The sequence below is a fragment of the Streptomyces sp. NPDC050703 genome (assembly GCF_040654435.1).
GTDB lineage: Bacteria > Actinomycetota > Actinomycetes > Streptomycetales > Streptomycetaceae > Streptomyces.
Genome location: NZ_JBFAHX010000002.1, coordinates 17,860 through 29,690 on the forward strand (window position 1 = coordinate 17,860; position 11,831 = coordinate 29,690).

Consider the following 11,831-nt stretch of genomic DNA (forward strand, 5'->3'; position numbering starts at 1 on the left):
GCTGGTACGGCTCCTCGCCGCGCGCGGCGAGACACTGGCCGTCGCCGAGTCGCTCACCGGGGGACTGGTCGCGGCCGAGCTGACCGGGGTTCCTGGCGCCTCCCGGGTGTTCCGGGGGTCCGTGACGGCGTACGCCACGGAGCTGAAGCGGGACGTCCTCGGTGTCGACGGCACGCTGCTCGACCGGCGCGGAGCCGTCGACCCGGAGGTCGCGCGGCAGATGGCCGAGGGCGTGCGCGGGGTCCTCGGGGCCGACTGGGGCATCGCCACGACCGGCGTCGCGGGCCCCGATCCGCAGGACGGACAGGCCGTCGGGACCGTCTTCGTGGCGGTCGCCGGCCAGGGAGCCGCCGAGGACGGCGGGCAAACGCGACCGGAATCCGCCGCCGCACGGCCGGATCAAGCCGTAGGCGGACCCGGAAACACGGGTGCGCCGGGTTACGCCCTTGGCGGACCGGACGTGAATGTGGTCGCCCTGCGGTTGAACGGTGACCGGGCGGAAATCCGTAGGGAGAGTGTACGGAGCGTGCTCAAGCTGCTTCTCCAGCGGCTCTCGGGCGAACGAGCCGGGAACGGGCGGGCACAGGATACGGAACAGAACGGGGGGAATTGATGTTTGCAGCCCTGAGTGAACACGACATCGCTCCCCGCACGGCCGCCGCGCAAGGCGGTACGGTGGGGCGTGAAGGATGCGGCTACGCGGTCCGAGGAGGGAGCCACCGATGATTCTGCTCCGTCGCCTGCTTGGTGACGTGCTGCGTCGGCAGCGCCAGCGCCAGGGCCGTACTCTGCGCGAAGTCTCCTCGTCCGCCCGAGTCTCGCTCGGCTATCTCTCCGAGGTGGAGCGGGGGCAGAAGGAGGCTTCCTCCGAGCTGCTTTCCGCGATCTGCGACGCGCTTGACGTACGGATGTCCGAGCTCATGCGTGAAGTGAGCGACGAGCTGTCGCTCGCCGAGCTGGCTGAGTCTGCTGCGGCGGAACCGGTGCGCGCGCCGGTTCGCCCGATGCTCAATTCCGTCTCCGTGGCCGGTGTGCCACCGGAACGGGTGACGATCAAAGCGCCCGCCGAGGCGGTGGACGTCGTCGCGGCATGACGCCGAGCGCACGTGCGTGTGCAGGTCCCGACCGGGTACCCGGTCGGGACCTTTTCTTTTCCCTCGGGCGAGATGGCGAAGGCGAGATGGCGAAGGTGAGATGGCGAAGGTCCTGTGTGGATTTCTTCTGAGCGGATAGGAGATACCTCGATCAGCCGAATTGGCGTACTTGTGCCATGGTTGTGACGGTTTCTCTCGATCGTTGACGCTCTCGATCGCTGATGAGTTGGAGGAGACAGATGTACGTCGCCAAGAGCCCGCTGTCCGACGCCGATCAGAAGACGGTCGCGGAGGCCCTGCAGGGCGCGCTGGTGGACCTGGTCGACCTGTCCCTGGTGGCCAAGCAGGTCCACTGGAACGTGGTCGGCCCCCGCTTCCGCTCGGTGCATCTGCAGCTCGACGAGGTCGTGGACACCGCCCGGCAGCACTCCGACACCGTGGCGGAGCGCGCCTCGACCCTCGGCATCTCGCCCGACGGGCGGGCCGCGACGGTCGCGCAGAGCAGCGGTATCGGCAAGGTCCCCGAGGGCTGGGTCAAGGACTCGGACGCCATCGGGGTGCTCGTGGACGCCCTCGGCGCGGTGATCACCCGCTTCCGCGAGCGGGTCGAGACCACGGACAAGCCCGACCCGGTCACGCAGGACATCTTCATCGCCATCACGGCCGACCTGGAGAAGCACCACTGGATGTTCCAGGCCGAGAACAGCTGAGGCCCGTGTGCGGGGGTGCCGCCGCCGGTACGGGGCGGCACCCCCGGGCCTGTGACGCCGGTGGTGCGCCGTCGTGAACACGGACCCGGCGGCGCGCCCTCGCGAGGGGTGTCCCCGGGGGCTAGCGTCGGTTCCGCGCCGAGCGGGAGGTGGCAGCCGTGATATCCGTGAGCGGGACCGTCACGCGGCGGGCGATACGTTGGGTGCCCGCCCTGGGCCTCGGTGCGCTGTGGTGGTGGGGCGTGCTGCGCCTGGCCTTCGCGCCCGACGCGGGCGCCCTTGAGGGAGTGGTCGCCGCAGGGGGATGGGGGTTGAGCATACTGCCGGTCCACTGTGTGCCGGAGGACCGGGCCGTGGGGGCGCGGGCCTGGCGACGGCGTGACCGGGGTACGGACGTGGGCGGGGTACGGACGTGAGCGGGGGCGCGGACGTGAGCGGGAGGCGCGGGGGGCTGGAATCACCACGGCATTGATCACCACGGCATGGCGACGCCGCCGTTGGGGCGGAGGATCTGGCCGGTCGTGAAGGATGAGGCGTCGGACGCCAGGTACAGGACCGCGTGCGCGATGTCCTCGGGTTCCCCCACACGGCCCAGCGGAGCCCTGCGTTTCATGATCTCTTCGGTACTCGCGCTCTTCGCGGCGCCCGGGCTCTTGGCGACGCCCTCGCTGCCGTGGTGGATGGTCATGGGGGTGCGGACCCAGCCCGGAGCCACGGCGTTGACGCGGATGCCGTACGGGCCGACTTCCGTGGCCAGGGTCCGGGTCAGCTGGACCACCGCGGCCTTGGCCGCCCCCTAGCAGAGCAGGCCGGGGGCGCCGGTGTCGACGGCGCCCGAGGCCATGGTGATGATGCTGCGGCCGACGGGGGCGCGGCCCTCGGGGGCGGCGGCTTCGAGCATGGTGCGGGCCGCTGCCTGGCAGGCGTACAGGGCGCCCTTGAAGTTGATGTCGAGCACCCGGTCGAGATCCTCGACGCGGGTCTCCAGGACCGGGCTGCTGTGCATGACGCCGGCGATGGCCGCCATGACGTCGAGCCCGCCGTGGGGTGAGGCCGCCGCGGCGCTTCCGACGGCCCGGTCGACCTGGGCCTTGTCGGAGACGTCGAGCTGGTGGGTGGGGGCGGAGCCGCCCGCGGCCTTGATGAGCGTGGCGGTCTCATGGAGTCCGTGCGGGTCGAGATCGGCGCAGTGCACCGTGGCGCCCGCCTCCGCGAGGAGCAGGGCCGAGGCCCGGCCGATGCCGCTGGCGGCGCCGGTGACGAATGCGGTGCGTCCGGTGAGGTCGTACGCCTTGACGGGCATGACGGGACGGTACGACCGGATCTGACGAGGCGTCAACTGCCGGGGCGGGCGCTCCTCCCCGGAGCCGGTCCCCGCTGGCAGGTGGGGCACCAGTACGTGGGGCGGCTGCGGGAGCCGTCGCCCTGCTCGGCCAGGCGGATGGGGGTCCCGCACCGCAGGCAGGGGCGGCGGGCGCGGCCGTAGACGTAGAGGCGGTGCCCGGGGCGCGCGCGGCCGGTGGTGGTGCGGTTCGGCTGGTTGCGGTTCGCTTCGAGGAGCTTCTTCGACAGGGCCGGGACGTGCCGCGCGGTCTCCTCCGCCAGCTCGCCCACCGTGGTCCACGGGGTGACGCCCAGGAGGAAGCAGAGCTCGCACTTGAACACATTGCCCACGCCCGCGAGGATGCGCTGGTCGAGAACCGCTTCGCCGAGGGCGCGGCCGGGGTCCGCCAGGAGGTTGGCCAGCGCCAGGTCGGGGTCCCAGTCGGGGCCGAGGAGGTCGGGCCCCAGGTGGCCCACGGCCTTCTCCTCGTCGGCGGTGCGGAGCAGTTCGAGTACGGGCAGGCGGTAGCCGACGGCCGTGTGCTCGGCGGTGCCCAGGATGGCCCGGATCTGGTACGCCGGACCCCCGTTCCACCGCTCACCCGCCGCGAAGATCCGCCAGGAGCCGTCCATGCGGAGGTGGGAGTGCAGGGTCAGCCCGCCCTCGATACGGGTCAGCAGGTGCTTGCCGCGCGGCGTCACGTCCAGGACGGCGCGCCCGGTGAGATCGACGGTCGCGAGCTTGGGCACGCGGAGGTCGGACCGCGTGATGACATGCCCGGCGAGGGCGGCGTGCAGCCGCTGGGCCGCCATGTGGACCGTATCTCCTTCGGGCATGGTCCAAGGGTGGCATGACGGGGGATGGAGAGTCTTCGGGGCCGGGCGTCCGGGGGCACCGCCTAGGGTGGCGGGCTTACGGCGCGGTGCCCCCCTTCCCCCGGGCGGGCCCCCTTACGCCCGCAGCCGCAGGCCCCGGGGCGTCGCGTGGAAACCGGCTCCTTCCAGGAGGGAGGCGAAGGGGGACGTCAGGGCGGCCTCGGCGTTGATCCGCTCCACCGTGACCGTGCCGAGGGCGCCCGCTCGGGCCGCCGATGCCAGAGCCTCCGCGGCGGCCCGCAGGCGGGGGTCCTCGGGGACCGGGTCGTCGGGGGCGGCGGGCCAGGCCAGCAGGGTCTTGCCGCCACGCTCCATGTACAGGGTCAGGTCGCCGTCGACCAGGACCACGAGGGACCCCGCCTTGCGGCCGGGCTTGTGGCTCGAACCCGTCGGGGGCTCGGGCCAGGGAAGAGCGGCCCCGTACGCGTTGGCGGGGTCGGCGGCGGCGAGGACCACGGCCGAACGGGCGTCGGAGGGGCGTGTCCCGTCCGCGCTCTCCCGGGAGTTCGCCGTGGCGCGCAGGCGGTCGACCGCGCCGTCCATCGCGAACTGGGCGGCACCGAGTCCCTCCACCACATAGCCCCGCCGGGCCTGCCCGCTGTCCTCGAACGCGGACAGGACGCGGTACGTGGCGGAGAAACCACCCTCGACGCCCTCGGCCGCCACCGCACCCCGGGTGACCACGCCGTGCCGGTCCAGAAGGGTGCGCGCCAGGGCGTGCGCGCGCAGCGTCGGGTCCGGTTCGCGCGGGGGCAGCAGCGACCAGCGGCCCGCCACGGTCGGGGGCCCGGAGCGGGAGACCGCGCGGGTGGCTCCGACGCCCCCGGAGCGGGCCGCGGCGGTGAGGCTGCCGTAGCGCCCGCGGGGGACGCTGCGCTTGGCGCGGTGAGCGGTGGCGCCCGCGGTGCGGCCCGAACCGAGCAGGGAGCGCATCGGCGTGAGCGTGTCGTTCGTGAGCCGCCCCGACCAGGCCAGCTCCCAGATCGCGTCGGCCAGGTGCGGGTCGGATGCCTCCGGATGCGTGGTGGCGCGGACCTGGTCGGCGATCTGGCGGAAGAAGAGGCCGTACCCCCCGGAGAGGGTGTCGAGGACCGACTGGTGCAGGGCGGTGAGCTCCAGCGGGTGCGGCGGCGGCAGGAGCAGCGGCGCCGCGTCGGCGAGGTAGAGCGAGACCCACCCGTCCTTGCCCGGCAGCGACCCCGCGCCGGCCCAGACGACCTCGCCGGCCGTGGTCAGTTCGTCGAGCATGGCCGCGTGGTACCCCGAGACGCGCGACGGCAGCACCAGCTTCTCGAGCGCTGACGCGGGCACGGTCGCGCCCTGCAGCTGCTCGATGGCACGGACCAGACCGTCGATGCCGCGCAGGCCGTGCCCGCCCAGGTGCTGCCACTGGGGCAGGAACTGGGCGAGCGCGGGAGGCGGCACCGGCTCCAGCTCGTGCCGCAGGGCCGCCAGGGAACGGCGGCGCAGCCGGCGCAGGACCGTGGCGTCGCACCACTCCTGGCCGATGCCCGCAGGGTGGAACTCTCCCTGGACGACACGGCCGTTCGCCGCGAGGCGTTGCAGCGCGCCCTCCGTGACCGCGGCCCCGAGGCCGAACCGGGCGGCGGCGGTCGCGGTCGTGAACGGGCCGTGCGTCCGCGCGAAACGGGCGAGCAGGTCCCCGAGCGGGTCCTTGACCGGCTCGGTGAACGCTTCGGGGACGCCCACGGGCAGGGCGGTGCCGAGGGCGTCACGCAGCCGGCCCGCGTCCTCGATCGCCGCCCAGTGGTCGGCCCCGGCGATCCGGACCCGGATGGCCCGGCGGGCGGAGGCCAGCTCCTGCGCCCACTCCGGCTCGGCGCCGCGCTCCGCCAGTTCGGCCGAGGTGAGGGGGCCGAGGAGCCGCAGCAGGTCGGCCACGCCCTCGGAGTCCTTGATCCGGCGGTCCTCCGTGCGCCACTGCAGCTCCTGCTCCAGCTCCGCGAGGACGTCCGCGTCGAGGAGCTCGCGCAGCTCCGCCTGGCCGAGGAGCTCGGCCAGGAGGTGGGAGTCGAGGGAGAGGGCCGCCGCGCGCCGCTCGGCGAGGGGGGAGTCGCCCTCGTACAGGAACTGCGCCACGTACCCGAAGAGGAGCGAGCGGGCGAAGGGGGAGGGCTCTGGCGTGGTGACCTCGACGAGGCGGACACTGCGGGACTCGATGTCGCCCATCAGCTCCGTGAGACCCGGTACGTCGAAGACGTCCTGGAGGCATTCCCTGACCGCTTCGAGGACGATCGGGAAGGACCCGAACTCGCTCGCCACCTCAAGCAACTGCGCGGCACGCTGCCGCTGCTGCCACAGCGGTGTGCGCTTGCCCGGGCTGCGGCGCGGCAGCAGCAGCGCGCGGGCGGCGCACTCACGGAAGCGCGAGGCGAACAGGGCGGAGCCGCCGACCTGGTCGGTGACGATCTGGTTGACCTCGCCCTTGTCGAAGACGACGTCGCCCGCGCCGACCGGTGCCTTCTCCGCGTCGTACTCGACGAGGGGCGCGGAGGGGTCCTGGTCGAGCAGGTCGAGGCTCATCAGGTCGGCGTCGGGCAGCCGCAGCACGATGCCGTCGTCGGCGTGCATGACCTGCGCGTCCATGCCGTACCGCTCGGTGAGGCGGGCGGCCAGGGCGAGGGCCCACGGGGCGTGCACCTGGGCGCCGAACGGGGAGTGCACGACGACCCGCCAGTCGCCCAGCTCGTCCCGGAACCGCTCGACGACGATCGTGCGGTCGTCCGGGACGTGCCCGCAGGCCTCGCGCTGCTCGGCGAGGTAGGTCAACACGTTGTCCGCGGCCCAGTCGTCCAGTCCCGCGGCGAGCAGCCGCACGCGCGCGTCCTCCTTGGAGAGGGCGCCGACCTCCCTGAGGAAGGCACCCAGTGCGCGCCCCAGCTCCAGTGGGCGGCCGAGCTGGTCGCCCTTCCAGAAGGGCAGCCGGCCGGGGACGCCGGGCGCGGGGGAGACCAGGACACGGTCCCGGGTGATGTCCTCGATGCGCCAGGAGCTGGTGCCGAGCGTGAAGACGTCGCCCACCCGGGACTCGTACACCATCTCCTCGTCGAGCTCCCCGACGCGGCCGCCGCCCTTCTTCGGGTCGGTGCCGGCGAGGAAGACGCCGAAGAGGCCGCGGTCGGGGATCGTGCCTCCGGAGGTGACCGCGAGGCGCTGCGCGCCCGGCCGCCCGGTGACGGTGCCCGCGACGCGGTCCCACACCACGCGCGGTCGCAGCTCCGCGAAGGCGTCGGAGGGATAGCGGCCCGCGAGCATGTCCAGGACGGCCGTGAACGCGGACTCCGGCAGCGAGGCGAACGACGCCGACCTGCGCACGACGGCGAGGAGGTCGTCCACCTGCCAGGTGTCCAGCGCCACCATCGCCACCAGCTGCTGCGCGAGGACGTCCAGGGGGTTGGCGGGGACGCGCAGCGACTCGATGGAGCCGGTCCGCATCCGCTCCGTGACGACGGCGGCCTGCACCAGGTCGCCCCGGTACTTCGGGAAGACGACGCCGGTGGAGACCGCGCCCACCTGGTGGCCCGCCCGGCCCACGCGCTGCAGCCCGGAGGCGACGGACGGCGGCGACTCCACCTGGACGACCAGGTCGACGGCGCCCATGTCGATGCCGAGCTCCAGACTGGAGGTGGCGACCACGGCTGGCAGCCTGCCCGCCTTCAGGTCCTCCTCGACCTGCGAGCGCTGCTCCTTGGAGACCGAGCCGTGGTGCGCGCGGGCGAGCACGGGCGGGGCCCCCTTGGCCGCGCCCGCCTCGGCCATCAGCTCCGCGGGGGAGTGGTCCTCGGGGAGGGCCTCGCCGGTCGCCCTCTCGTACGCGATCTCGTTGAGTCGGTTGCACAGGCGCTCGGCCAGTCGGCGGGAGTTGGCGAAGACGATCGTCGAACGGTGTGCCTGGACGAGGTCGGTGATGCGCTCCTCGACGTGCGGCCAGATCGACGGGCGCTCCGCCTGTCCGCTCCCTCCCGTGCCGTCGCCCGCGTCGGCGGCCGGGGAGCCGCCCAACTCGCCCAGGTCCTCGACCGGGACGACCACCGAGAGGTCGAACTCCTTGCCCGACGGCGGCTGGACGATCTCCACCTTGCGCTTGGGGGAGAGATAGCGGGCCACCTCGTCCACCGGCCGCACCGTCGCCGACAGACCGATGCGGCGCGCGGGCTTCGGCAGCAGCTCGTCGAGCCGCTCCAGGGACAGCGCCAGATGGGCGCCGCGCTTGGTGCCCGCCACCGCGTGCACCTCGTCGAGGATGATCGTCTCGATGCCGGTGAGCGCGTCCCGCGTGGCCGACGTGAGCATCAGGAAGAGCGACTCGGGCGTCGTGATCAGGATGTCCGGCGGGCGGGTCGACAGGGCCCGGCGCTCGGCGGGCGGGGTGTCGCCCGACCGGATGCCCACCCGCACCTCGGGCTCGGGCAGGCCGAGGCGCACGGACTCCTGGCGGATACCGGTCAGCGGGCTGCGCAGATTGCGCTCGACGTCGACCGCGAGCGCCTTCAGGGGGGAGACGTACAGGACGCGGCAGCGCTTCTTCGGGTCCGCGGGAGGCGGGACGGAGGCGAGCTGGTCGAGTGCGGCCAGGAACGCGGCCAGGGTCTTGCCGGAGCCCGTGGGCGCGACGACCAGCACGTCGGAGCCCTCGCCGATGGCCTTCCACGCGCCGGCCTGGGCGGAGGTGGGTGCGGAGAAGGCCCCCGTGAACCAACCGCGGGTCGCGGGGGAGAAACCGTCGAGGGCACCGCCGGCGCCGGACGCAGAACTGACCATGCCCCCCATCGTGCACCCCGCCACTGACAACGGCGCTGACCAGCGCGATCGGTGTTCCGCGTCGGTCGCCGATGCGTGGCGGCGCGGCGTGGCGGCGCCCGGCTTGCCCGGGTGGCGCGGCGCATCGGGCCTGCCGCCGCTGCCGGGGCGGGCACGGCGCCCGGCAGCGGTGGCAGCCGCCGACGGGTGGTGCGTCAGCCGCGGGCCCTGCTTCCGCCCCTGCGGGGCCCTGCTTCCGTCACCGCCGCAGGGCTCTGCGTCCACACCGCCGCAGGGCTTCGCGTCCGCGCCGCCGCAGGCGGCGGAAGCGCTCCGTCAGCCGATGTCCCGCCCGTAGGCCCGCAGCGTCAGCAGGGCCTCGATGGTCACGATCGGGCGGGACTCCAGAGCCGGGCCCGGCGCCCACTGGCGCCACCGGACGGGCCAGCCGCCGTCCGCCTGCTGCTCCTGTTCCAGGAAGTCCAGCGAGCGCCGCATCTCGGCGTCCGTGAACCATTCGCGCGCCAGCGATTCGGGTGTCCTCGCGAAGTCGTGCGCGAAGTGGTGCTCGTCCGGCGCGTAGCCCGCGGGCACCGGGTACGCGTCCAGGTCCGACGGGTCGAGCGCCGCCAGCCGCTGCTCCCGTACGAGCCGGCCGAGGCGGTCGGCGGCGGCCCGCGCGCGCGGACGGTCGGGTACGCCGTCCAGGAAGGCCACGGCGGCCTGGACCTCGTAGGGATGGGTCTTCTCCAGCGACTCGACGGCCGCCCAGCAGAAGTCCGTGGCCCTGAAGAGCCAGGCGTGCCACACGTCGTTGCGGTGCAGGAGGCCCACCACGGGCCCGGTGGCGAGCAGCTCGCCTGGCGGGTCGTCGACGACGGGCGCGAACGGCGCCGAGGGATAGCCGCGCTGGCTGGGATGGATCGCCGGGAGCGCGCCTTCGGGCGTCGACACCGAGGTGAGGTAGCGGCACACGCGGTCCGCCCGCTGCCCGCCGCAGCGCCGGATCGAGTCCAGGACACGCAGCGCGTGCCCGGCGTGCAGCGGCTGGCCGACGGGCCCGCGCAGATCGGGTTCGAGCCCGTGGCCGTACCCCCCGTCCGCGGTGCCGTACGCGGTCAGAGCCGCTTCGACGGCGTCCGCGGTCCGCCCGCTGTCGCCGCCGGACACCCCCGCGGAGAAGTGGTGCGCGAACCGCCGCTGCTCCAGGACGCGCGCGGTGAGCCAGACGAAGTGCTCGGCTCGGGCGACCGGCGGGAGCGCCGCGTCGGGGTGTGGCACTGCGTCGGGGGATGCTCCGGTTTCAGCCATGGACCGACCGTAGGGCGGAAAGCGTTCTCGGTGAGCCCCCTGCGCCGGGCTGCACTCCCAGAGCGGGATACTGGAGGCATGCGGTTGACGGTCTTCTGGCAGCGGATGGCGGATCACTTCGGAGCGGGATACGCCGATTCCTTCGCGCGCGACCACGTGATGGCGGAGCTCGGCGGCCGTACGGTCCACGAGGCGCTGGACGCGGGGTGGGACGCGAAGGACGTCTGGCGTGCCGTCTGCACGGCCATGGACGTACCGCCCGACAAGCGGTGATCACGGACAGTTCCAGGCCGTGGAGGGGCGCCACGCGCGCGTGAACCCGCACCGAGACGCGGGGGCGGCGTCGGATCGCCCACGACGTGGGCGAGACTGACCCCGTGGCAGCCACAGACGAGACCCCGCAGGTCACCAAGGACAACGCTTCCCCCGGCACGACGCCGCCCGCACAGCCCCCCGCGGCCGAGGCGGGGCCGGGCGCCCGCATGCCGCGCTGGCTGCCGCGTGCCATGGTGCTCGCCCTCGCCCTCGTCGCCTGCTTCCAGCTGGGCAGCTGGGCGTTCCACCAGCTCACCGGGCTGTTGATCAACGTACTGATCGCGTTCTTCCTGGCGCTCGCGGTCGAACCCGCCGTGAGCTGGATGGCGGCCCGCGGACTGCGCAGGGGGTTCGCGACGTTCCTCGTCTTCCTGGGCGTCGTGATCGCGGGCGCGGGCTTCATCACCTTGATGGGTTCCATGCTCGCCAGCCAGATCGTGGACATGGTGGAGGACTTCCCCGACTACCTCGACAAGGTCATCAGCTGGATCAACCAGACGTTCCACACGGACCTCTCCCGCGTCGAGGTCCAGGACAGCCTGGTCCACTCCGACTGGCTGCGTAAGTACGTCCAGAACAGTGCCAGCGGTGTCCTCGACGTCTCCGCGCAGGTCCTCGGCGGGCTCTTCCAGCTCCTGACGATCCTGCTGTTCTCGTTCTACTTCGCGGCCGACGGGCCGCGGCTGCGGCGCGCCCTGTGCTCGGTACTGCCGCCGGCCAAGCAGGCCGAGGTGCTGCGCGCCTGGGAGATCGCGGTCGACAAGACCGGTGGCTACCTCTACTCCCGTGGTCTGATGGCGCTGATCTCCGGGATCGCGCACTACATCCTGCTCCAGGCGCTGGATGTGCCCTACGCGCCCGTGCTCGCCGTGTGGGTGGGGCTCGTCTCCCAGTTCATCCCCACGATCGGCACGTATCTGGCGGGCGCCCTGCCGATGCTGATCGCCTTCACGGTCAACCCCTGGTACGCGCTCTGGGTGCTGATCTTCGTCGTGGTCTACCAGCAGTTCGAGAACTACCTGCTGCAGCCCAAGCTCACCGCCAAGAGCGTGGACATCCATCCTGCGGTCGCCTTCGGCTCGGTCATCGCGGGGACGGCGCTCCTCGGCGCGGTGGGCGCCCTCGTCGCCATCCCGGCCGTCGCGACCTTGCAGGCCTTCCTCGGGGCGTACGTGAAGAGGTACGACGTCACGGACGACCCCCGGGTGCACGGGCACCGGCGCAGGGGCGGGCCGCCCCTCGTCGAGCGCGCGCGGCGCGCCCTGCGCGGGCCGAACCACCCGGGGGCGGCGGCGGAGGCCGAGACGCGGCCGGGACCGGACGAGCGGCGGTAGGACCCTGTGTGCGGGTGGCCGCCCTTCGCGTGAGGGGCGGCGTGCCACGCTTGACACTAAAATCGAACATCCATTCTTATGGGGTGTCCGACGGCGGTTCTCGGCAG

9 protein-coding genes and 1 pseudogene are annotated in these 11,831 nt (G+C 73.2%); 6 read left to right on the plus strand and 4 right to left on the minus strand.

Features of this window, described 5'->3' with window-relative positions; all coding sequences use genetic code 11:
• The first annotated feature begins 1 nt into the window (after position 1).
• From AB0I16_RS01835 to AB0I16_RS01850, 4 genes are all read left to right on the plus strand, one after another.
• The gene (locus AB0I16_RS01835; RefSeq protein ID WP_363247552.1) at positions 2–613 is read left to right on the plus strand and encodes a CinA family protein; all 612 of its coding nucleotides are present in this window, start codon (positions 2–4) and stop codon (positions 611–613) included.
• Positions 614–722: 109 nt separating this feature from the next.
• Positions 723–1,094: a helix-turn-helix transcriptional regulator gene (locus AB0I16_RS01840; RefSeq protein WP_062782970.1), complete on the plus strand. Its 372-nt coding sequence runs from the start codon at positions 723–725 to the stop codon at positions 1,092–1,094.
• 239 nt (positions 1,095–1,333) lie between these two features.
• Entirely contained in the window at positions 1,334–1,804 is a 471-nt protein-coding gene (locus tag AB0I16_RS01845) for a DNA starvation/stationary phase protection protein (RefSeq protein WP_363247325.1), read from the plus strand.
• Positions 1,805–2,007: 203 nt separating this feature from the next.
• Positions 2,008–2,220 (plus strand): hypothetical protein, encoded by a 213-nt coding sequence (locus tag AB0I16_RS01850; RefSeq protein WP_363247553.1) that lies wholly within the window; start codon positions 2,008–2,010, stop codon positions 2,218–2,220.
• A 56-nt stretch (positions 2,221–2,276) separates the two neighbouring features.
• Here AB0I16_RS01850 and AB0I16_RS01855 read toward each other — a convergent pair.
• The 4 genes and pseudogenes from AB0I16_RS01855 to AB0I16_RS01870 form a co-directional block, all read right to left on the minus strand.
• A pseudogene (locus AB0I16_RS01855) lies at positions 2,277–3,107 on the minus strand (SDR family NAD(P)-dependent oxidoreductase).
• A 32-nt stretch (positions 3,108–3,139) separates the two neighbouring features.
• The gene (locus AB0I16_RS01860) at positions 3,140–3,964 is read right to left on the minus strand and encodes a DNA-formamidopyrimidine glycosylase family protein (RefSeq protein ID WP_363247326.1); all 825 of its coding nucleotides are present in this window, start codon (positions 3,962–3,964) and stop codon (positions 3,140–3,142) included.
• A 114-nt stretch (positions 3,965–4,078) separates the two neighbouring features.
• Positions 4,079–8,785 carry an ATP-dependent helicase gene (locus AB0I16_RS01865; RefSeq protein ID WP_363247327.1) on the minus strand — a complete coding sequence of 1,569 codons (4,707 nt, stop codon included), beginning with the start codon at positions 8,783–8,785 and terminating at the stop codon, positions 4,079–4,081.
• 315 nt (positions 8,786–9,100) lie between these two features.
• Complete coding sequence (locus tag AB0I16_RS01870; RefSeq protein WP_363247328.1) at positions 9,101–10,075, minus strand: hypothetical protein; 975 nt, start codon at positions 10,073–10,075, stop codon at positions 9,101–9,103.
• Between the two features lie 78 nt (positions 10,076–10,153).
• Between AB0I16_RS01870 and AB0I16_RS01875 the strand changes: the two genes are divergently transcribed.
• Entirely contained in the window at positions 10,154–10,348 is a 195-nt protein-coding gene (locus AB0I16_RS01875; protein WP_363247329.1) for a DUF3046 domain-containing protein, read from the plus strand.
• A gap of 104 nt (positions 10,349–10,452) precedes the next feature.
• Positions 10,453–11,724, plus strand: coding sequence for an AI-2E family transporter (locus tag AB0I16_RS01880; RefSeq protein ID WP_363247330.1), 1,272 nt, complete (start codon positions 10,453–10,455; stop codon positions 11,722–11,724).
• Positions 11,725–11,831: the final 107 nt, after the last annotated feature.

Coding starts and splice junctions, on each gene's coding strand:
- AB0I16_RS01865 (WP_363247327.1), bottom strand. CDS start 8,785: ATGGTCAGTTCTGCGTCCGGCGCCGGCGGTGCCCTCGACGGTTTCTCC.
- AB0I16_RS01875 (WP_363247329.1), top strand. CDS start 10,154: ATGCGGTTGACGGTCTTCTGGCAGCGGATGGCGGATCACTTCGGAGCG.
- AB0I16_RS01860 (WP_363247326.1), bottom strand. CDS start 3,964: ATGCCCGAAGGAGATACGGTCCACATGGCGGCCCAGCGGCTGCACGCC.
- AB0I16_RS01870 (WP_363247328.1), bottom strand. CDS start 10,075: ATGGCTGAAACCGGAGCATCCCCCGACGCAGTGCCACACCCCGACGCG.
- AB0I16_RS01845 (WP_363247325.1), top strand. CDS start 1,334: ATGTACGTCGCCAAGAGCCCGCTGTCCGACGCCGATCAGAAGACGGTC.
- AB0I16_RS01840 (WP_062782970.1), top strand. CDS start 723: ATGATTCTGCTCCGTCGCCTGCTTGGTGACGTGCTGCGTCGGCAGCGC.